This is a genomic window from Rhodopseudomonas palustris HaA2 (assembly GCF_000013365.1).
Taxonomy (GTDB): Bacteria; Pseudomonadota; Alphaproteobacteria; order Rhizobiales; family Xanthobacteraceae; genus Rhodopseudomonas; species Rhodopseudomonas palustris_J.
In genome coordinates, this window is the sequence record NC_007778.1 from 160558 (window position 1) to 181560 (window position 21003).

Consider the following 21003-nt stretch of genomic DNA (forward strand, 5'->3'; position numbering starts at 1 on the left):
CCCTTGCATCCGTCCGCCAATCCTGCAAACCCTGTCAAACATCTCCGCGGGCTGAGATTTCGGCGGTCGGGGATGCGCAAACCGGCGTCGCGGAGAACGGCGTGCACGGATGGGGTCGATGCCGCTCGCACTGATTGCTTTGATACCACTGTTCGGCGCCGTCCTGCCCCTGGTCGCGATCCGGTCCGGACGCAACGCCTGTACCATCGTGACCGCCTCGATCAGCCTGGTCGCGCTGGTGGTCCTGCTCGCGCATGCGCCTGCGGTGTTCGACGGCGAGACGATTCGCTCGGGCACCGAATGGGTGCCGGCGCTCGGGCTGTCGTTCCGGTTCTTTCTCGACGGCCTCGGCCTGTTCTTCGCCGCGATGATCCTGGTCATCGGCCTGCTGGTCATCGTCTATTCCCGGTTCTATCTCGGGCGCAACGATCCGATGGGCCGGTTCTTCGCGTTTCTGCTGCTGTTCCAGGGCGCGATGCTGGGCATCGTCACCAGCGACAATATGCTGCTGCTGGTGGTGTTCTGGGAACTGACCAGCCTCAGCTCGTTCCTGCTGATCGGCTATTGGAGTCATCTGCCCGAAGGCCGGCAGGGCGCGCGGATGGCGCTGGTCGTCACCGGCGGCGGCGGGCTGCTGCTGATGGCCGGGATGCTGCTGCTCGGCCAGGCCGCCGGCTCCTATGAGCTGACCGAGATCCTGCAGCGCGGCGACGCGATCAAGGCGTCGCCTCTGTACGTCCCGATCCTTCTGCTGGTGCTGGGCGCGGCATTCACCAAATCGGCGCAGTTTCCGTTCCACTTCTGGCTGCCGCACGCGATGGCGGCGCCGACGCCGGTGTCGGCCTATCTGCACTCCGCCACCATGGTGAAGGCCGGCATCTTCTTGCTGGCGCGGCTGTGGCCGGTGCTGTCCGGCACCGAATGGTGGTTCTGGATCGTCGCCACCACCGGTCTGGTGACGATGCTGATCGGCGCCTGGATCGCGCTGTTCAAGGACGATCTCAAGGGCATTCTGGCGCATTCGACGGTCAGCCATCTCGGCCTGATGACGATGCTGCTCGGCTTCGGCACCCGCTTCGCCGTGATCGCCTGCATATTTCACGTCCTCAACCACGCGACCTTCAAGGCGGCTCTGTTCATGAGCGCCGGCATCGTCGACCACGAGACCGGCACCCGCAGCCTGCGCCGGCTCGGCGGGCTGGCGCGACGGATGCCGATCAGCGCCGTGCTGGCGTTGATCGCCGCGGCGTCGATGGCCGGCGTACCGCTGTTCAACGGCTTCCTGTCCAAGGAAATGATGCTGGAGGCCGCGGCCGACACCCAGGTGTTCGGCAGCGTCTGGCTGGTGCCGGCGGCGGCGACGCTCGGCGCGCTGCTGTCGGTGGCCTATTCGGTGCGGTTCGCGGTCTCGACCTATCTCGGGCGGCCCCGCGCCGTGCTCGACGTCACGCCGCACGATCCGCCGTTCGGGATGTGGGCGCCGGTCGCCGCCCTGGTGATCCCGGTGGTGGCGATCGGGCTGGCGCCGCAACTCCTCGCCGGCGCGGTGGTCGAGCGCACCGCGCAGGCCGTCGTCGGCGCAGCAGAGCTCGACTTTCATCCGCTGGCGATCTGGCACGGCCTGACATGGCCGCTGGCGATGAGCGCGATCGCGCTGGCGGGCGGCCTGCTGCTGCTGATCGTCCACGCCCCGATCGAGACGCTGCGCGGCTGGCTGCCGCGGCCCGACGCCAAGACGATGTTCGACGCGGTCGTGGCGGCGGCGGTGCGCAGCGCGCGCTGGACCATCCGCCGGCTGCACACCGGCTCGCTGCCGCGCTATCTCATGGTGATCACGCTGACGATCCTCGCGGTCGGCGCGGTCGGCTTCTTCGGCGGTCGGCACGACGCCGGCCTCCGCGCGACGCTGCCGGCCAGCCTGCCGGCGGCGGCGGCGTGGATCCTGCTCGTCGCCGCCAGTCTCGGGGTGATGATGTTCCACATCCACCGCCTGCTGACCCTGATCCTGAGCAGCGTGGTCGGCCTGGTCGTGTCGCTCACCTTCATGCAGTTCTCGGCGCCGGATCTGGCGCTGACGCAGATCTCCGTTGAAGTCGTGACGGTGATCCTGCTGCTGCTGGCGCTCAACCTGCTGCCGAAGCTGACGCCGCCGGATCCGCAGTTCGGCCGCAAGCTGCGCAACAGCCTGATCGCCGGCTGCGGCGGGCTCGCCGCCGGCGCGCTGGCCTATGCGGTGATGACCCGCGACGTCAGCTCGATCTCGGCGTACCACCTCGCCGAATCCAAGCCCGGCGGCGGCGGCACCAATGTGGTCAACGTCATCCTGGTCGACTTCCGCGGCTACGACACCTTCGGCGAGATCATCGTGCTGTGCATCGCCGCGCTGGTGATCTACGCGCTGCTCAGCAATGCGCTCGAAGGGGCCGCGGCGCGGCGGCTGGATTCGATGCGGCAACACGTCGACTCCGCCGACGCCCATCCGCTGCTGCTGGTGGTCGCGGCGCGCGCGCTGTTGCCGCTGGCGATCACGGTCGGCGCCTACATCTTCTTGCGCGGCCACAATCAGCCGGGCGGCGGCTTCATCGCCGGGCTGGTCGTCGCCACCGCGGTCATCATGCAGTTCATGGCGAGCGGCTACACTTGGTCGGCCGAGCAGCGCCGGATCGACGGCCATCGCCTGCTGGGCGCCGGAGTGCTCGCCGCGGCCGCCACCGGCATCGGCGCGTTGCTGTTCGGGCGGCCGTTCCTCACCAGCGCCTTCGTCTATGTGCCGGTGCCGCTGATCGGCGACGTCGAACTGGCGACCGCGATCCTGTTCGACATCGGCGTGTTCCTCACCGTGGTCGGCACGGTGGTGCTGTCGCTGTCGCAGATCGCGCGCGTCGAGCGCCGCGCCAAGCGGTCCCCGGTGCCGCCCGGCCCGTCCGACATCCCGATTCTGCCCCGCGCCCGGATGCGGCCGCGGTCCGCAGCGCCCTCGGCCGAGGAGGGCTGAATGGAAATTCTGGTCGCGAGCGGAATCGGCGTGCTGACGATGGTCGGCCTGTATCTGGTGCTGAGCCGGCACGCCTTTCCGGTGATCATCGGCACCACGTTCCTGTCCTATGCGGTGAACCTGTTCCTGTTCGTGATGGGGCGGCTCGAGATCGACAAGGCGCCGATCATTACCAAGGGCGTTACCGACTACGCCGATCCGCTGCCGCAGGCGCTGGTGCTGACCGCCATCGTGATCTCGTTCGGAATGACCGCGCTGGTGGTGGTGCTGGCGCTGCGCGGCTTCCTCGAGACCGGCACCGAGCGGGTCGAGAAGGGCGAACCGCAGCGCGACGCGCGCAAGCGCAAGGCGGCGCAGCCATGAGTCACCTGATCGTCGCCCCGATCATCCTGCCCGCCGTCGTCGCCGCCTTCCTGGTGCTGGTGCTGCGGCACGATCTGACCAGCCAGCGCATCGTCTCGATGGCGTCGACGCTCGTGCTGCTCGCGATCACGATCTGGCTCTATGTGTCGGCGGCGGAGGGCGCGCCGACGCCCTATCTGCTCGGCGAATGGCGCGCGCCGTTCGGCATCGTGCTGGTGCTCGACCGCCTCGCGGCGACGATGCTGCTGCTGACGGCGCTGCTGGCCGTCGCGGTGCTGATCTATGCGATCGCCGGCTGGGACCATCGCGGCCAGCATTTCCATCCGCTGTTCCAGTTTCAGCTGATGGGCCTCAACGGCGCTTTCCTGACCGGCGACGTGTTCAATTTGTTCGTGTTCTTCGAGGTCATGCTGATCGCCTCCTACGGCCTGATGCTGCATGGCGGCGGCGCGCGGCGGCTGCGCACGGGCTTCCACTATATCGCGATCAATCTGGTCGGCTCGACGCTGTTCCTGTTCGCCGTCGGCCTGATCTACGCGGTGACCGGCACGCTCAACATGGCGGACCTCGCCGCCCGGGTGGCGCAGATCGCGCCCGGCGACGAAGCCATCCTGCGCGTCGGGGCGCTGCTGCTGCTGCTGGTGTTCGCGCTCAAGGCCGCGTTGGTGCCGCTGCAATGGTGGCTGCCCTCGGCCTATGCGGCGGCGCCGGGGCCGGTGGCGGCGCTGTTCATGATGATGACCAAGGTCGGTGCCTATTCGATCGTGCGGGTCTACACTGTAGTGTTCGGCGCCGACGCCGGCGCGTTGGCGGACATCGCCGCGCCCTGGGTGGTGCCCGCGGCGCTGGCGACGCTGGCGCTCGGCGCGGTCGGCGTGCTGGCGAGCCCGACCTTGCTGGGGATGGTCTGCTTCTCGATCGTCTGGTCGATGGGCTCGCTGCTGCTGGCGCTCGGCCTGTTCGACCCGGTCGGCCTGTCCGCCGGGCTGTATTATCTGCTGCACTCAACGCTGAGCGGCGCCGCGCTGTTCCTGCTGGCCGATCTGGTCGCCGCGCAGCGCGGTCGCCTCGCCGACCGGCTGGTGCCGGCGCCGCGGCTGCCCCATGCCGATCTGCTCGCCGGGCTGTTCTTCGTCGCGGCGATCGCCATGACCGGGATGCCGCCGCTGTCGGGTTTTCTCGGCAAGCTGTTGATCCTCGACGCGACCTGGCGCAGCCCGCTCGCGGTGACGAGCTGGGTGATCCTGCTCGGAAGCAGCCTTCTGGTGATCGTCGGCTTCGCCCGCGCCGGCAGCACGCTGTTCTGGAAGATCGCCGACCGGCCGGCCGAGCCGGCCGAACCGGCGCGGTCGATCGCGCTGCCGGTCACGGTGATCGCCGGTCTGCTCGGCGCCACCGCGCTGCTGTCGGTGTTCGCCGGCCCGATCAGCCGCGAACTGGCGGCGACGGCGCAACAGACGCTCGACATCAAGGCCTATGTCCGCGCGGTGAACCCCGCCGACCTGGCACTGTCGCGGGGGGCGCCGCAATGACCAGGATGTTTCCGCATCCGATCCTCAGCCTGGTGATCGCCGGCGTGTTCGTCGGCCTGATCAACACGCTGTCGCTCGGGAGCGTGGTGCTGGGCCTGCTGCTCGGCATCGCGATCCCGTGGTTCACCAGCCCGTATTGGCCGAATCGGCCGACGGTCCGCAGCCCGTTGAAGCTCGCCGCCTATCTGGCGATCGTCGGCTGGGACATCGTCGTGTCCAACGTCCAGGTCGCCTACTGGGTGCTGTTCCGGCGCAGCGCGAGCCTGCAATCGCAATTCGTCGTGGTGCCGCTGGAGCTGACCTCACCCGAGGCGATCGCGCTGCTGGCGGGGACGATCACGATGACGCCGGGGACGGTCAGCGCCGATCTCGCCGCCGACGGCAGCGCCATTCTGGTGCATTGCCTGCACACCACCGATCCCGTCGACACGGTCGAGCAGATCAAGACTCGCTACGAACGACGACTGAAGGAGATCTTCGGATGATCGCAACAGCGTGCCTCATCGCCGTCGGGGTGATCAGCGTCTCGGCGCTGATGAACCTCTTCCGGCTCGCCACCGGGCCCGACGTGCTCGACCGGATCCTGTCGCTCGATACGCTGACGATCAACGCCATCGGCCTCGTCGTGGTGATCGGAATCTGGTTCGGCACCAGCCTGTATTTCGAAATCGCGCTTTTGTTCGCGTCGGTCGGGTTCCTGTCGACGGTCGCGTTCTGCAAATATCTGCTGCGCGGCAACGTGATCGAATAGCATGACGATGGCCGGACTGAGCGAATTGCTGGTGTCGGCGCTGATCCTGATCGGCGCGTTCTTCCTGTTCGTCGGATCGTTCGGTCTGGTGAAGCTGCCGGACGTGATGCGCCGGCTGCATGCGCCGACCAAATCCACCACGCTCGGCATCGGCTCGCTGCTGATCGCCTCGATGCTGTATTTAGCGCTGCTGCGGGACGATCCGTCGCTGCACGAACTGATCATCTCGGTGTTCCTGTTCCTCACCGCGCCGATCACCGCGCACATGATCTCCAAGGCCCACATCCTGCGCAACCGCGCGCTGCAGCAGGAATTGCCGCAGCCGCCCGGCGACGAAGGCTGGGCGACGCTCGACCCGCATGGGGCGAACGAGACGCGCCTCGATCCGGAACCGACACGGTCGACAAACGCCAAAGATTGAAAACACCCGTTTCAGCCCGTCATGGCCGGGCTCGTCCCGGCCATCCACGTCTTGCCTCTTGCACGATCCTCAGACGTGGATGCCCGCGACAAGCGCGGGCATGACGAAGCGTTGGTCGATGTCTCTACAGGCACGCCGACACAGCCGGAATCACCAGCCCGGTCCACACCGTCGCGACCAGCGCCGCGGCATTCGACCCGATCGCGACCCGGCGCGTGAAGGCGGCGGTGCCGTCGTCTGTGCGCCGGGGCAAACGCAGGCAATAGATCAAGAGGCCCATCAGGGCGACCAGATGCACGCCCAGGATCAGCAACAGGACGAAGCGCTGCAGGCTGATCCCGGCGATCATCGTCTGTTGCCAGCCGAACGCACAACCGAACGACAGCCCGCCATACAGCAACGAAAAAGCCGAGGCCCAGACCACGAAGCCGGAGGCGATCAGCAGCAGCGAGGCGGAACGGGCGGGCGAACGCGTCATGCCGTCACCCCATCACGCGCGGCAGGCCGTAGACGATCAGCAGCGTCGCGATCCCGATCGCGGCGGTAGCGTCGCTCCACAGCGCGCCGATCCGCAGATCGACGGTCCGCGTTTGCGAGACGTAGCCGGTCCGGCTGCGCCAGATGCCGAAGCCGGCGAACACCGCGGCGAGCGCGGCGTGCAGACCGGCATAGATCAGGATGATCGTGGTCGCCGCGGCGTAAGCGTGCTGGGTCGGCGGCGGCACCGCGAGGATGACGTCGGCAATGCCGAACAGCGCCACGATCTGCCCGAGCACCGCGACCGCCAGCGCCGCCTCGCGCCGACGCCCGCTGCCGATCACCCTGCGGGCGGTCGCGAGCCGGCCGGCGATGAAGCCGAGCAGGAGGCCGGCCGTGCTCAACGAGATTCCCCAGGGCGCGAAGGCGATCATCGCAGGCGGCGGCCAGTTCGGCGCCACCACCCACAGAAACAGAATGCCGAAGGCGAGCGACGCGAAGGCGGTGGCGTCAGCCGCGAGCGTCAACCCCAGCGCCCACAATGACGGCGGCGACGACGCCTCGCTGTGCAGCACCGCCGCGGCGCCGTGGCCGATCGGCAGCGCGCCGCGATCGCGCCGCTCGCCGGACACCGGCGTCCAGGCCAGCAGCATCGCGACGATCGCCGGCAGCGCCAGCAGCGCCACGACGTACAGCTTGAACAGCACCGCGACGAAGAACACGCCCGTCACCAGCGCGGTGAACAGCGGCAGCAGCGTGCGGTTCGGCAGCCGCACGATCTGCTCGACCCGCCCCGACATCACATCGACGCCGAGCGTCTCCAGCCAGCCGTGGCGGACGAAGCCGAGATAGCCGCCGCCGCGTGCCAGATGGTTGCCGAGATCCGGCCGCTGCTGCAGCGGCGTGCGCGTCGCGACATCGGGCAATGAGGCGAAGGCGTAGTTCGTCGGCGGCACGGCGATGGACCATTCCAGCGTCCCGGCGCCCCATGGATTGCGCGTACTGCGTTGGCCGTGCAGCCAGTGCATCAGCACATCGACGGTGAACAGCGCAAACCCGATCGCCATCACGAAGCTGCCGGCCGATGAAATCAGATTCGGCCACTCCCATCCGGTCTCGGCGCCGTAGCCGTGAATCCGCCGCGGCATGCCGAGCAGGCCGGTCAGATGCATCACCAGGAACGTCACATTGAAACCGATGATGATCAGCCAGAACGCCGGCACGCCGAGGCTGTGGCGCGGCACCCGCCCGGTGATATGCGGCAACCAGTAATACGCCGCCGCCAACATCGGAAACACGAAGCCGCCGACCAACACGTAGTGCAGATGCGCGACGACGAAATGGGTGTCGTGGACCTGCCAGTTGAACGGCACGATCGCCAACATCACGCCGGTGAGGCCGCCGACCACGAACACCGAGAAGAAGCCGAGCAGATACAGCATCGGCAGCTTGAGCTGCGGCCGCCCCGCCGCCAGCGTGCCGATCCAGGCGAAGATCTGCACCGCGGTCGGCACCGCCACCGCGGTGCTCGCCGAGGAGAAGAACGCCAAAGCGAGATGCGGAATGCCGACCGTGAACATGTGGTGGACCCACAGCCCGAAGCTGAGGAACGCCAGCGCCACGATGCTGATCACGATCGCGCTGTAGCCGAGGATCTCGCGCCGCGCGAGCACCGGCAGGATGGTCGAGACCATGCCGGCGGCCGGCAGGAAGATGATGTAGACCTCGGGATGGCCGAACAGCCAGAACAGATGCTGCCAAAGCAGCGCGTCGCCGCCGCGGGTCGGATCGAAGAACGGCAGATCGAACGCGCGCTCGACCTCGAGCAGGATCGAGCCGAGGATCAGCGGCGGAAAGCCGAACAGCATCATGAAGGCGGTGACCAGCAGGTACCACGCCAACAGCGGCATCTTGTCGAGCGACATCCCGGGCGCGCGCATCTTCAGGATCGTCGCGATGATTTCGACCGCGGCCGACAGCGCCGAGATCTCCACGAAGGTGATGCCGATCAGCCAGATGTCGGAATTGATGCCGGGCGTATAGACCCGCGAGCTCAGCGGCGTGTACATGAACCAGCCGCCGTTCGGCGCCAGCCCGACCGCCATCGCGATCAGCAGCATCGAGCCGCCGAACAGATAGCACCAATAGCCGTAGGCGCCGAGCCGCGGAAACGCCATGTCGCGCGCGCCGAGGATCTTGGGCAGCAGATAGATCGCGAAGCCCTCGAACATCGGGATCGCGAACAGGAACATCATCACCGTGCCGTGCATGGTGAAGACCTGATTGTAGATCTCGGGCTGGAGAAACGCGCTGCGCGGCGTCGCGAGTTGCGCCCGGATCAGCATCGCCAGGATGCCGCCGATGCCGAAGAACACGAAGGCGGTGGCGATGAAGCGGCGGCCGACGATGGTGTGGTTCACCGCTGCGAGCCGGCCCCAGCCGCCCGGCGTGCCCCACACCGCCTCGAGCTGCTTGTGCAGGCGGATCGGGCTCGCCGCCGCTGCGGATGCGTCCGGACGCTGGTTCGTCATCGCTTGTCCTGTGGCAGCGCGCGCAGCCGATCGGCGAAGGCATCCGCCTCGAGCGCCTCGACGCTGAAATCCATGATGGTGTGGCCGGTGCCGCAGAATTCGGCGCAGACGCCGCGATACATCCCCGGCTGCGCGGCGGAGAGCCGGATCAGATTGACGTGGCCCGGAATCGCATCGATCTTGCCGCCGAGCCGCGGGATCCAGAAGCTGTGGATCACATCGGCGCTGCTGACGCGCAGGTCGACCGGCCGGCCGGCCGGGATGTGCAATTCATTGACCGAGAACCGCCCGCCGCCCTGCCCGGGATAGCGGAACGTCCACTGCCACTGCTTCGCCTCGACATCGACCCGCAGCGCGTCGGCCGCGGGATGCGCGAGCAGCCGCTCGCCGGTCAGCAGCCCGTAGCCGAGCAGCGGCGTCAGCACCAGCGCCGGCAGCAACAGCCCGCCGCCGACGAGCCAGAGCTTCGGCGAGGTCGTGCCGTCGCCGCGCCGCACGAAGGCCCACCACAGCAACCCCATCACCAGCATGAACAGCGCGGTTGCGCCGATCAGCATCACCCACCACAGCTCAGCGATCGCCGAGGCCGCGGGACCGGCCGGATCGAGCGTCGACAGCGGCCCCCCGCAGCCGGCCAGCGGCAATCCCGACGCCGCGACGATGCCGGCGGTGAACCAAGCGCGGCATCGGCGCATTAGGTCGGGGCGAGGTGCAAGATGCCGAAGACGATTCTCGAAGAAGTCCGCGCTTACGACACCAATTCGATCGTGGCCCTCGCCGGCCATCCGATCCACGCCATGATGGTCTCGTTTCCGATCGCGCTGGTGATCGCGACGCTCGGCTGCGACATCTTCTACTGGTGGGGCGGCGATCCGTTCTGGGCGCGCGCCGGGCTGTGGGCCAGCGGCTTCGCGTTCTGGCTCGGCGTCGCCGCCAGTCTCGCCGGCACCGCGGAACTGCTGCTGGTCGAGGGCATACGCAAGCGCGCGGCGAGCTGGATGCACGCCATCGCCGGGGTGATGCTGGTGTCGATCGCCGGCGCCAATTGGGGTCTGCGGCTGGTCGACCACGAGAACGTGCTGCCGGTCGGCCTGATGGTGTCGGCGCTGGGCTCGGTGTTCGTCGGCATCGCCGGCTGGCACGGCGGCAAGCTGGTGTTCGATCACGGCATCGGCCTGATGGTCTCGACGAAGGACTGAAGTCCCCCGGGCTGCCGCATCCATGGCGGAAAGGCCGCGGTTTCGATCGCAGGCTTGTCGAGGATCAGCACCAGGATGACGCCGATCACCGCGACCGTCACGACGGTCATCACCCAGCGCCGCCACGGCGCGTAGTAGCCCTCCGGTTCGAACACGCTCAGGATCAAATAGCCGGCCCGCATGTGGATGATCACCAGCAGCCCGACGGCGAGGAGCTTCAGCATCATCCAGGTGGTGAAGACCTCGCGCATGAACAGCAGCGTCGTCCCCGCCACCACCGCCACGAACGCCGCCGGCGAGGTGACGGCGATGAACAGCGTCCGGGTGAAGCGGTTCAGCTCGACCGCAGGGCCGCGGCCGAGCCGGCTGCGCTGGGCAAACAGGCCCGGCAGCACCAGCAGCCCGGCGCACCACACGATCAGCGCCAGAATGTGGATGGCCTTCAGCCACGCGATCATCGCACCGCTTCATCGATTGTCGCGACAGGCTGGTCGAGACGGCTCGCCAGCAGCGCCAACGCCGCCGCCAAATAGGGAATCGATGCCGGCACCCACATGATCAGCCCGGCGAGCTGCTGATCCTGCAGCGCGGTCAGCCCCCAGGGCGCGGTGACGCCGAGATGCGCCTCGTACAGCGGCGTCCGCGCGAAAGTGATGACGGCGCCGAGCAACCCCATCTGCACCACCGAGCCGAGCAAGAGCGCCAGCGTGGTGCCGAGCCGCGTCGCCGGCGACAGCACCGCGCTCCACAGCCACATCGCGCTGCCCAGCAGGCTCAGCTCCATCACCCAGAACATCGCCGGATCGGCCAGCGCCGCGACGTAGGGCGCCGGCGCGTGCCACAGCCACAGCAGCACCAGATGCACCACGAACGCCGCGCTGCCGGACGCGGCTCCGAGTCTTTGTGGCACAAGCCGGCGCGGCAGCGACCACGCCAGCAACGGCGCCGCAATTGCGACCATCACGGCATGATGCGCGACCCGCGCGGAAAACAGCGCCGAGGTCAGCGCACACAGCGGCGACACGAACAGCGCGAACAACAGCGCCCAGGCGGTCGCCGCCGACGCCATGCGGCTGCGCCGATCGCCTTCGCGCTCGCGCCACAGCAGGCCGAGATGCAGCACACAACCGCCGCCGAGCGCCACCAGCAGCACCGGATCGACATTCCATCGGCTCAAAAGTTCAGCGGGAAGCGGCGCTGCGCCGCAATAGGGATTGATCATGGTACTGTTCCGAAAACGACGATCCCGATGGAGTATCGAAGCGAACGACGGCGGCGACGGCGCGGCCTCGCCACCACCTGGCGCTACCGCGCGAACGAGCGGCGCTACGCAGAGCTGAGAAGCGCCGGACGGCCAACGCCCGAGCGCACGCCGGGATGCAGCGCAACATGGTGGCAAAAGGTCACAGGACCGGGACGACACTCCGTCCGGATCGGCAGCGCTGCGCGGGTTTTCGATTCAACTCGTCATGCCCGGCCTTGTGCCGGGCATCCACGTCTTGCAGCGGGAGCCGCGGGAGAAAGGCGTGGATGGCCGGGCCAAGCCCGGCCACGACGGGAATTGGTTGCGATTGAGCGGTTTACAGAATGCGCTCTTTGCAGCTCGCATCATGAGTCCGACTGGCGGGATCAGAAGTCACCGCGTCGTGGGGGCCTATCGCTTCAATCCCTCGATAAAGCGGACTAGCCGCCCTGCCCGGCGCCGCAGCGGTCGGCAAGCGCCCTGAACCGCACCAACTGGTCGGCGCGCAATTCGCGGCTGGAATCGCGGCCGACGAACACCTTGAACATGATGCCGCCGCCCTGGTTGAGAAATGCCACGAAGGCGCTGGACTTGCCCATGAACGGCCGCTCGACGAAAGCGACGCCGCCGCAATTGTCGTGTTTCAAATGGCCGTGCAGCCCTTTCGGCTGCATCAGGTTGAAGTAGCCGCGGCCGATTTCACCGGCCGGCACCTCGCCGGTGAATTCGAAGATCGCATCCTCAGTGTGCACGATCAGCGTCACCTCGCCCCAGCCGGCGATGTCGGCCATCGCCGGGACGAAGCCGTCGCCCGGACCGAGCCGCGCCATGCCGGGCGGCAGCGCCTCGATCACGTCGCGCGGCGACACCTTCCATTGCCGCGCCACGTCCTCGATCACGGCGGCCGGATTGTCGGCCATATAGGCCCGAAGATCGGCGGGCTCCGACGTCACGACGGACGCGACCATGGTGTTCTCCGTTTCCGTTCAGGCGGCCGCGGCCGATTTGCGTTCGGTGCGCAGCACTTCGAATCCCTCGAACCGGGGATGGCCGAGATACAGGCTCTCCCCGGTCTCGTTGCCGGCCCGCGCATGCGAGCGGCGGAACTGCTCGGACGTCGTCCAGGCCTCGAACGCGGCCTTGTCGGCCCAGGTGGTGTGGGTCGAATACAGCGTGTGGTCGTCGCTGACCGGCCCCTTGAGGAGATGAAACTCGATGAACCCCTGCATCTCGCCGAGATAGGATTCGCGCGCGCTCCAGACCGCCTCGAACGCCTGCTCGGCGCCACGTTTCACCTGGAACCGATTCATCGCAATGAACATGTCATCTCCCTGCCGTTGACTTCGCCACACACCCGCTGCGTTCGGCCCGACGCGCGGGCTGCAGCGAATTCCTATGCACCTCCGAAGTGCACCTTGATCCCGCCCTTGTACACGATGCCGGCTCCCGGACTGCTGAACAGAACATCGTTCTGCGACGTGCCATCGGTCGACGATCCGGGGATCGCATACGGACGATAGTAGTTGTTGAGGATATTATCGACCGAGAAGTGCAAGGTCACGTCCGCCGTCGGCCGATAGGCGACGTTGAGATTGACCAGATCGTAGGAGGTCGCCGGCAGATAGCCGGCGGGCAGATTGGTGTTGGCGGCGTACGACGCCCATTGCGCAGCGATCGTCAGCTTGCGGTCGAGCAGGCGCACGCCGCCCGACGTGACGACCTTGCGCGACGGCACCGAGGCGAGGCCGAGGCCGGTGTCGGTGTTGACGCCGCGCAGCGTCGAGGCCGACAGGCCGACGAACCACAGCCCGGCGTCGTAGGAGGTCTCGAGCTCGACGCCTTCGATGCGGGCGTGCGGGATGTTCTGATACTGATAATACTTGCTGTACATGCCGTAGATCGTCGCCTGCGGCGTCGAGGCGACGAGCTCGATATAGTCGTCGACGTCGTTGCGGAAGGCGTTGATCTTGCCGCGGAAGCTGTCGCCCGACACGAACACGTCGTTGTATTTCAGATTGATGCCGACTTCCTTGTTCTTGCCGACTTCGGGCCGCAGCCCGGTGTTCGGGATCAGACAGAACAGGCCGCTGGTGCCGTCCGCGCAGGTGAACAGCGCGGGGCCGCCGCCGGTGGCGTGCGCGCCCGAGATCAGCGTCTCGGTGATCGACGGCGCGCGATAGCCTTCGGCGTAGCTGACATAGGGCGTCAGCCCCGCCAGCGGTGTGACGCCGACGGTGATCTTAGGCGACAGCCGGCTGCCGCTCGCCGAGCTGGTCTCCGAACTGAGCTCGTAATGGTCGTACCGCGCCGCGCCGATCACCTCGAGCCAGCTCGCGTAGTTGTTCTTGAGCTGGATGAAGCCGCCGGACACGGTGCGCTCGCCGCTCGGGGTGGTGATGTTGGAATTGCCGCGCGAATCCCAGGTCGTGACCTTGTCGTTGAAGACATCGAAGCCGTAGGTGACGGCGGTGCGCCAGTCGCCGTAATCGAACCGCGTGGTGTTGTTGGCGTCGATGCCGATCGTATCCAGCCGGTAGCCGCGCTGGTCGCCGACGCAACCCGAGATGTTGTTGCCGACATTGCCGGTGCCGCAATAGGCCGCGCCGCTGGTGGAGTTGTGATAGGTCTTGGTCTGATCGTTGTCGGTGCGGTTGCCGTACAGGCTGATGTTCCAGTCGAACAGCATGTCGTCCGGCCGCGAATACTTCCAGCTCATCGTTCCGGTGTAGTTCTTCACGTTGGATTCGTAGACCGACGAACCCTGATACAGCGCGCGCTGCGCCGCGGTCAGCACCGGGCCGCGATTGAACTGGCCGATATCGTAATTGTAGTCCTGGAAGATGCCGCCGAACTTGATCTCGTGGCCGTCGGCCGGCCGCACCGTCAGCTTCAGCAGCCCGCCGGCGATGTCGTTGCCGGTGTTGCCGATCTCGGTGCCGGCGCCGTCCTTGTAGTTGCCTTGCGTGCGATACAGCGCACCGCCGAACACGTCGACGGTGGGATCGACCCGGACGCCGCCGAATATCGAGCCGAGCCCGCGCGCATTGTTGCTGCCGTAGGACCCCGTCATGTCGACGCCCCAGCGCTCGCCGGCACGCAGCACGTCGTCGATGTCCTTGGTGCGGAACGACACCACGCCGCCGATCGCGCCCGAACCGTAGACGTTGGCGCTGGGGCCGCGCACCACGTCGACGCCGCCGATCAATTCGGGATCGAGAAAGAACGAGCCCTGCGCATTGTGGCCGGAGCGCTGGTAGTTCTGCCGCGCGCCGTCGACCACCACGGCGACCCGGCCGAAATCCTGCAGGCCGCGGATGTTGATGGCGGTGGACGGATCGTCGCCGCGGTCCTGGAACGCCACGCCCGGGGTGGCGACGAAAATGTCCTGCAGCCGGTTCGGCTGCAGCCGCTCGATCTGCCCCTGGGTGATCGCGCTCGCCGGCGCCAGCGCGTCGATCGCGCGCTCCTCAGTCTTCGTCGCCGACACGGTGATGGTGTCGAGCGCCTGGACGCCTTGCCCGGCCTGCGCCAGCGCGTCGCGCGGATCGCGCGCAGGCGTTTGCACCTGCTGTTGCGCCGCTGGCTTCGCCGCCTGCTGCCGTTTGGCTTGCTTCTGCTGGTTCGGTGGCGACGAGGTCGTCGCGGTTTGCGCCGCAGCGGGCGCCACCGCCAGTGCGACGACGGATCCAGATAGCAACAGCGCACGGATGCGCGAGTTCAGCCCCACCATGACAGCCCCGATCGTGTGTGTTGGTTGCGGCTGGCGGGCTCGCCCGAAGGCGGCTGGCTGGCAGAGAAACCGCCAGCAGATGCCGACGGCTTTGAATTTGGTAACGGAGCCGTGACGGACGGTCAACGTCGCTGCACAACCGATTAAAACGATTGTAAGAACGCGCCGATGCGCGCCGCGTAGTGACGAACTACACGGGCGCCGGAACGACGAACTCGCGCAGACCGGCCGGTTCGGCCGCCAGCGTCGTCCGATCCACCGTCGACAGCGTCAGACCGTGCGTCGCGGCCACCGCGACGATCGGCAGCACGACCGCGGCGAGATCGGCGCGGGCGATCATTCCATGCACGCGGGGATCGTCGTACAGCGCGCCGCTGCCGGTCGGCGCGCCGTCGGTCAGCCCGCCGGGGCGGATGATCGTCCAGTCGAGATCGAGCCGGCGCAGATGATCCTCGGCGCGGGTCTTGGCCTCGAGCACCGGCCCGATCGCGGCGATGATCCGGTCGGACGCGAATGGCCGGCTGTCGCCGCAGGCCAGCGAGGAGATCTGCACCAGCCGGCGCACGCCGCCGCTCACGGCCGCATCGGAAATCGCGTTGTTGCCGAACTCGTCGACCAGCCGCCCGTCCGGCAGCGCACCGCCGACGGTGGCGATGATCGCATCGGGCGCGACGCGCTTCACCACTTCGGCGACTTCTTCGGCCTCGGCGAGATCGACCACGGAGATCGCCGCGGCGTCGCCGAGGTCCTGCAAACGATCGGCGTTGCGGCCGGCGGCGTGCACGCTCCAGCCGATCGCGGCGGCCTGCGACACCAGTTGCCGACCGGTCCTGCCGGTCGCGCCGAAGATCAGAACTTTCATACCAACCCGATCAGTCAGAGACGCGGTCGACCCGCTTGCGTGTTCGCAGCATAGCCGACGTCACGCAGATGCGCAGCAGCCCGATGTCGCAGCCTGCGTCGCCGATTGCAGTCCGGCGGACAGTCCGCTGGTCAGATTGCTGATCCAGAACGAACCGGCGCGATTGGGCCTAAAACCGTCGTGGCTGAGTTCGCCGAGGCCGCCCGCCGCCCAATTCGCCAGCAGCGGCGCCACCGCTGCGCGGAAACCCGGCCGCAGCGCCTCGATCGCGGCGAGGTCGAGACGTCCGGCTTCGAGGCCGGCCGCGATCATCGCGTGGGCGGCGTGATCGGCCGGCACCTGCGCCAGCCCTTCGACCGGCGCACGCTGCTGCGCGATCATGTCGCGGCGTTGCGCGATGTCGATGACGTTGCGCCAGCGATAGCCATGAGCCTGGCCGCCCGCACCCGCCCCGAACGGCAGGCAGGCGACGCCGCGCTTGATCGCCGCATTGTAGCGGTTGAACTCGCGCGCCGAGCGCACGAGGTGCGACTGCGACACCTGCAGCCAGCCCCGCCCCGCCAGCCGCTCGACCGCTTCCGCATAAACGCGCGCCTGCACGCCGGGCGCCGCCGGCGGCGCCAGCTTGCCGTTCTCGATCGCGCGCGCCATCGGCCCGCCGGGAAACATATTGAGCGCATAGAGCGTGACGCCGTCGAGCCCGAGCCGATCGACGATCTCGATATCGTTCGCCCAAATGTCGTCGGTCTGTCCCGGCAGGCCGTAGATCAGATCGCACACCACCGCGGTGCGGCCGAGCGCCACCAGATCGGCGAGAAACGACTGCACCTCGGGACCCGCGAGCTTGCGGCCGAGCCGGCGCCGCACCTGCGTCGAGAACGTCTGCACCCCAATCGACAGCCGGGTCACGCCGGCGTCCGCCACCTTCTCGGCCTTCGCCAGATCGAAGCCGAAGCCGCGACCTTCGAGCGTGATCTCGCAGTCGCTCGTCAGCGGCAGATAGCGGCGCAGGCCCTCGACCAGGCGCGCGAGATCGTCGGCCGCGAGCGCCGACGGCGTGCCGCCGCCGAGATACACCGCGTCGATCGGCGCCGACGCGATCAGCGGGGTGGAGGACCGCGCCGCGAGTTCGGCGAGCACGTCGTCAACATAAGCGGGACCGGCCTCGGCGCGCCAGACGTTCTGGAAGAAGCCGCAGAACAGGCAATGCGTCTGGCAGAACGGCACGTGCACATAGGCGACCGCGGTCTCGTTGCGGAGCGTCGCGAAGATCCGCGCGAGCACCGCCTCGACATCGTCGCCGTCGACCGGCCGGCTGCCGCGCCATGGCGGCGAGAATGAGCGCTTCGCGAACGCCTCGGTCAAGGCATCGCAGCCGATCCGCACGAAGTAATCGCTGATCTGCAACGCCGCGGCCGCCGCCGGATGATGCCCGTGTCCGCCATGCGGCGCACCGCCGCTCGTCGTCGCACGCGCCATCGTCATCGGCGTCGCCTCGCACCGGAAGCGACCGCATCGATCGCGATCGGCCACGATGCGGGTCCGCGCACGAGCGCGCGCAGATGCGCACGCAGGTAACTGGCCAGCACGACCATCCTGAATTCCAATCAGATCATCGGTGATGGGCTGGCGGGCGCTGCGACTGCAGGGGGCTGGCTGGCCAAACAAACTCGCGACAATCACGCCGAGCGGATTGTCGTCAACCAAACTTGACGGCGGCGCCGTCGCGCGTCAAGCGGACCCGAGCCGGTTTAAAGTGATTGTAAGACACAATCCGGCGGCAGCGCCTATATTGGATCGGACCCAGGCTCGACGACCGAGACGGCTTCCATGACCGCACAGACTGATAACAAGAATCCCACCGCCAGCGCGGCTGACCCGGCCGCCGAACGCGCCGTCAGCATCGTCGGCAATCAGCTCGAGAGCCGCGAGCTGTTTTCGCTGGGGCGCGAGATCGTCATCGCTCACGGCGGCGACAGATACCGGCTTCGCCTGACCTCCCAGAACAAGCTGATCCTGACGAAATGATCGCCGCAATCCTTTCAAAGCCCGCGCGCTACGCGATCGTCTCGCTGCTGGCGTCGACCGTCGTCACAGCGAGCCCCGGCCTCGCCGGCGACATCGCGGTGCGCGACGCGCTCGGCCGTGAGGTCGTGATCGCCGACACCTCGCGCACGCTGTCGATCGGTGGCGCCATCACCGAAGTTCTCGTCGCCCTCGGACTCGAACAGCGCATCACCGGGATCGATTCGACCAGCACCTATCCGCCGACGGCGGTGAAGGACAAACCGAATGTCGGCTATCTGCGGCAACTGTCCGCCGAAGGCGTGATCGGGCTGAACCCGACGCTGATTCTGGCGATGGACAGCGCCGGCCCGAAGCAGACCATGCAGGCGATCGAATCGGCGAAGATTCCGCTGGTGCTGATTCCGGAGAAACTCACCGAGCAGGGACTGCTCGACAAGATCCGGCTGATCGGCCATGCCATGAACGCCGATGCGTCCGCGAACTGTCTCGCGACCGCGGTCGCCGAGGATTTCGATCAGCTCCGCCAGCTCAGGGCGAAGATCGACCGGCCGCTGCGGGTGATGTTCGTGATGTCGCTGGTCAATGGCCAGGCGATGGCGGCCGGCCGCAACACCGCGGCCAACGAGATCATCGAACTGTCCGGCGGCGTCAATGCCATCGACGGCTATGACGGCTACAAGTCGATCAACGACGAGGCAATCGTCGCGGCGAAGCCCGACGCGGTGCTGACGATCAGGCGCAGCCGCGACACCTTCGAGGCCGACGCGTTCTACGCCCATCCCGGCTTCGCGCTGACGCCGGCCGCGAAGAACCGCGTCTTCGTGGCGATGGACGGGCTGTATCTGCTCGGCTTCGGCCCGCGCACTCCGGCCGCCGCGCGCGACGTCGCCGCGACGCTGTATCCGCAGCTCGCGAGCCAGGCCGGCGACTTCAAGCCGAAGGCGGCGTCGGCCGTTTGCCGCCCATGACGGTGATGGAGATCGGACGCCGGCGGGTGGCGAGGTCGTTCCGGCCGCGCTCCGGCGTCACCCTGGCGGTGTTGCTCGTGTTGCTGCTGATCTGCCTGGCGCTGGCGCTGACCGTCGGCGCCGCCGGCATTCCGCTGTCGCGCCTGCCCGCCGCGCTCGGGCTGCTGCCCGCCGCCGATGCCGGGCCGATGGCGGCGCGCGATCAAATGGTGTTGTGGTCGATCCGGCTGCCGCGCATCCTCACCGCCGCGATCGTCGGCAGCCTGCTGGCGGCATCGGGCGCGCTGATGCAGGGGCTGTTCCGCAATCCGCTGGCCGATCCGGCGCTGGTCGGCGTCTCCAGCGGCGGCGCGTTCGCGGCCGCGTCGTCGATCGTGCTGCTCGATCATGCGCTCGGCGACAATCTGCGCTTCCTGCAGGATCATCTGCTGCCTGTCGCCGCTTTCGCCGGCTCGCTGGTCACCACCATCGCGCTGTACCGGATCGCCAGCCGCGCCGGCCGCACCTCGATCGCGCTGTTCCTGCTCGCCGGCCTCGCCATCGCGGCCATCGCCAATGCGGGGATCGGCGTTCTGGTGTATCTCGCCGACGACCGGCAGTTGCGCGACATCACCTTCTGGATGATGGGATCGCTCAGCGGCGCCAACTGGGCCAAGGCGTCGTCGACCGCGCTGGTGCTGCTGATCGCGCTTGCGGTGTTCGTCAAGGTCGCGCGCCATCTCGATCTGCTCGTACTCGGCGAGTCGGAGGCGTTTCACACCGGCGTCGACGTCGAACGGCTGAAGCGCCTGTCGATCGTGCTGGTGTCGCTGATGACCGGCGTCGCGGTCTCGGTCTGCGGCGTGATCGGCTTCGTCGGCATTGTGGTGCCGCATCTGCTGCGGCTGTTGATCGGCCCGTCGCACCGGCTGCTGCTGCCCGCCTCTGCCTGCCTCGGCGCGGTGATGCTGGTCGCCGCCGACACCGTGGCCCGCACCATCGTGGCGCCGGCCGAGATGCCGATCGGCATTCTCACCGCGGCGATCGGCGCGCCGTTCTTCCTCGTCATCCTGCTGCGGCAGCGCAAGCTGGTCGGGCTGTGAGCACCGCGCTCGAGGCCCGCAAGGCCGGCTTTGCGACAGGCGGCGCGACGCTGGTCCACAATGTCGATCTCGCCGTCGCACAGGGCGAGCTGATCGCTATCGTCGGGCCGAACGGCGCCGGCAAATCCACTTTGCTGCGGATGCTGTCGGGCGATCTGCGTCCGACCTCGGGCTCGGTCCGGCTCGGCGACCGCGAGCTGTCGTCCTATTCGCCGCGCGAACTGGCGGACCGGCGCGCGGTGCTGGCCCAGCATATCAATGTCAGCTTCCCGTTCACGGTCGAGGAGATCGTGCGGATGGGCACCGGCGATGTCGGCCATCGCAAGGCCGGCGCGCTGATCGACGCCGCGCTGCACGAGGTCGGGCTCGGCGAGTTTCGCTCGCGCGACATCACCACGCTGTCCGGCGGCGAGCAGCAGCGCGCGCATTTTGCCCGCGTGCTGGTCCAGCTCTGGAGCAGCGAAGCCGTGCGCGGCCCCGGCATCCTGCTGCTCGACGAGCCGACCTCGAGCCTCGACATCCGCCATCAGCTCGACCTCGCGCACACCGCGCGGCGCTGCGCCCGCAACGGCGCCACCGTGATCGCGATTCTGCACGATCTCAACCTGGCGACCCGCTTCGCGGAGCGCATCGTCGTGATGCATCGCGGCGCCGTCGCCGCCGACGGCCCACCGTCCACGGTGATGCGCCCGGAGCTGATCGGCGCCGTGTTCGACGTCGAACTGACGGTGCAGATGGATGCGTCAGGCAGCCCGTTCGTGCTGCCGGAGCTGACGCGGGCGTAGCACGCGGCTCGCCTCCTTGCCGACCCGACCCCCGCC

The 21003-nt window shown here is 67.9% G+C and carries 21 protein-coding genes; 11 read left to right on the forward strand and 10 right to left on the reverse strand.

Annotation, left to right across the window (positions count from 1 at the left end; genetic code table 11):
• Positions 1-118: 118 nt before the first annotated feature.
• The 6 genes from RPB_RS00745 to RPB_RS00770 are packed head-to-tail and all read left to right on the forward strand — an operon-like array spanning position 119 to position 6062.
• The gene (locus RPB_RS00745; RefSeq protein WP_041798480.1) at positions 119-2995 is read left to right on the forward strand and encodes a monovalent cation/H+ antiporter subunit A; all 2877 of its coding nucleotides are present in this window, start codon (positions 119-121) and stop codon (positions 2993-2995) included.
• On the forward strand, positions 2996-3358 hold the full coding sequence (locus RPB_RS00750) for a Na(+)/H(+) antiporter subunit C (protein WP_011439051.1): 363 nt from the start codon (positions 2996-2998) through the stop codon (positions 3356-3358).
• Positions 3355-4890 carry a monovalent cation/H+ antiporter subunit D gene (locus tag RPB_RS00755; RefSeq protein WP_011439052.1) on the forward strand — a complete coding sequence of 512 codons (1536 nt, stop codon included), beginning with the start codon at positions 3355-3357 and terminating at the stop codon, positions 4888-4890. The genes RPB_RS00750 and RPB_RS00755 overlap by 4 nt, the downstream gene beginning before the upstream one ends.
• Positions 4887-5375: a Na+/H+ antiporter subunit E gene (locus tag RPB_RS00760; RefSeq protein WP_011439053.1), complete on the forward strand. Its 489-nt coding sequence runs from the start codon at positions 4887-4889 to the stop codon at positions 5373-5375. Before RPB_RS00755 ends, RPB_RS00760 begins: the two co-directional genes overlap by 4 nt.
• Positions 5372-5641 (forward strand): K+/H+ antiporter subunit F, encoded by a 270-nt coding sequence (locus tag RPB_RS00765; protein WP_011439054.1) that lies wholly within the window; start codon positions 5372-5374, stop codon positions 5639-5641. Before RPB_RS00760 ends, RPB_RS00765 begins: the two co-directional genes overlap by 4 nt.
• Positions 5642-5648: 7 nt before the next feature.
• Entirely contained in the window at positions 5649-6062 is a 414-nt protein-coding gene (locus RPB_RS00770; protein WP_049824723.1) for a Na+/H+ antiporter subunit G, read from the forward strand.
• A gap of 124 nt (positions 6063-6186) precedes the next feature.
• On the opposite strand, the gene RPB_RS00775 is transcribed toward RPB_RS00770, so the two are convergent.
• Genes RPB_RS00775 through coxB form a run of 3 tightly spaced genes read right to left on the reverse strand, consistent with a single transcriptional unit; the run spans position 6187 to position 9765 of the window.
• On the reverse strand, positions 6187-6540 hold the full coding sequence (locus RPB_RS00775; protein ID WP_011439056.1) for a hypothetical protein: 354 nt from the start codon (positions 6538-6540) through the stop codon (positions 6187-6189).
• A gap of 4 nt (positions 6541-6544) precedes the next feature.
• Positions 6545-9070 (reverse strand): cytochrome c oxidase subunit I, encoded by a 2526-nt coding sequence (ctaD, locus tag RPB_RS00780; protein WP_011439057.1) that lies wholly within the window; start codon positions 9068-9070, stop codon positions 6545-6547.
• Complete coding sequence (gene coxB / locus RPB_RS00785) at positions 9067-9765, reverse strand: cytochrome c oxidase subunit II (RefSeq protein ID WP_011439058.1); 699 nt, start codon at positions 9763-9765, stop codon at positions 9067-9069. Before coxB ends, ctaD begins: the two co-directional genes overlap by 4 nt.
• Before the next feature lie 21 nt (positions 9766-9786).
• Between coxB and RPB_RS00790 the strand changes: the two genes are divergently transcribed.
• A complete protein-coding gene (locus RPB_RS00790; RefSeq protein WP_011439059.1) occupies positions 9787-10269 on the forward strand; it encodes a DUF2231 domain-containing protein in 483 nt (160 codons plus the stop codon).
• Here RPB_RS00790 and RPB_RS00795 read toward each other — a convergent pair.
• The 7 genes from RPB_RS00795 to hutW all read right to left on the reverse strand — a co-directional run bounded on the left by RPB_RS00795 (position 10233) and on the right by hutW (position 17589).
• Positions 10233-10727 carry a CopD family protein gene (locus RPB_RS00795; protein WP_011439060.1) on the reverse strand — a complete coding sequence of 165 codons (495 nt, stop codon included), beginning with the start codon at positions 10725-10727 and terminating at the stop codon, positions 10233-10235. The two genes, RPB_RS00790 and RPB_RS00795, sit on opposite strands and share 37 nt — an antisense overlap.
• Positions 10724-11491 (reverse strand): cytochrome c oxidase assembly protein, encoded by a 768-nt coding sequence (locus RPB_RS00800; RefSeq protein WP_011439061.1) that lies wholly within the window; start codon positions 11489-11491, stop codon positions 10724-10726. Before RPB_RS00800 ends, RPB_RS00795 begins: the two co-directional genes overlap by 4 nt.
• Before the next feature lie 461 nt (positions 11492-11952).
• On the reverse strand, positions 11953-12480 hold the full coding sequence (gene hutX, locus RPB_RS00805) for a heme utilization cystosolic carrier protein HutX (RefSeq protein WP_011439062.1): 528 nt from the start codon (positions 12478-12480) through the stop codon (positions 11953-11955).
• 18 nt (positions 12481-12498) lie between these two features.
• Entirely contained in the window at positions 12499-12834 is a 336-nt protein-coding gene (locus tag RPB_RS00810; RefSeq protein WP_011439063.1) for an antibiotic biosynthesis monooxygenase family protein, read from the reverse strand.
• A 71-nt stretch (positions 12835-12905) separates the two neighbouring features.
• A complete protein-coding gene (locus RPB_RS00815) occupies positions 12906-15242 on the reverse strand; it encodes a TonB-dependent hemoglobin/transferrin/lactoferrin family receptor (RefSeq protein ID WP_011439064.1) in 2337 nt (778 codons plus the stop codon).
• 190 nt (positions 15243-15432) lie between these two features.
• The gene (locus tag RPB_RS00820; RefSeq protein WP_011439065.1) at positions 15433-16104 is read right to left on the reverse strand and encodes an NAD(P)H-binding protein; all 672 of its coding nucleotides are present in this window, start codon (positions 16102-16104) and stop codon (positions 15433-15435) included.
• A 60-nt stretch (positions 16105-16164) separates the two neighbouring features.
• Positions 16165-17589, reverse strand: coding sequence for a heme anaerobic degradation radical SAM methyltransferase ChuW/HutW (gene hutW / locus RPB_RS00825; RefSeq protein ID WP_011439066.1), 1425 nt, complete (start codon positions 17587-17589; stop codon positions 16165-16167).
• A 345-nt stretch (positions 17590-17934) separates the two neighbouring features.
• On the opposite strand from hutW, the gene hemP reads away from it, so the two are divergent.
• Genes hemP through RPB_RS00845 form a run of 4 tightly spaced genes read left to right on the forward strand, consistent with a single transcriptional unit; the run spans position 17935 to position 20967 of the window.
• Positions 17935-18132 (forward strand): hemin uptake protein HemP, encoded by a 198-nt coding sequence (hemP, locus tag RPB_RS00830; protein WP_011439067.1) that lies wholly within the window; start codon positions 17935-17937, stop codon positions 18130-18132.
• Complete coding sequence (locus RPB_RS00835; RefSeq protein WP_011439068.1) at positions 18129-19100, forward strand: heme/hemin ABC transporter substrate-binding protein; 972 nt, start codon at positions 18129-18131, stop codon at positions 19098-19100. The genes hemP and RPB_RS00835 overlap by 4 nt, the downstream gene beginning before the upstream one ends.
• Positions 19097-20182, forward strand: coding sequence for a FecCD family ABC transporter permease (locus RPB_RS00840; RefSeq protein WP_011439069.1), 1086 nt, complete (start codon positions 19097-19099; stop codon positions 20180-20182). Before RPB_RS00835 ends, RPB_RS00840 begins: the two co-directional genes overlap by 4 nt.
• The gene (locus tag RPB_RS00845; RefSeq protein WP_011439070.1) at positions 20179-20967 is read left to right on the forward strand and encodes a heme ABC transporter ATP-binding protein; all 789 of its coding nucleotides are present in this window, start codon (positions 20179-20181) and stop codon (positions 20965-20967) included. The genes RPB_RS00840 and RPB_RS00845 overlap by 4 nt, the downstream gene beginning before the upstream one ends.
• The last annotated feature ends 36 nt before the right edge of the window (positions 20968-21003 follow it).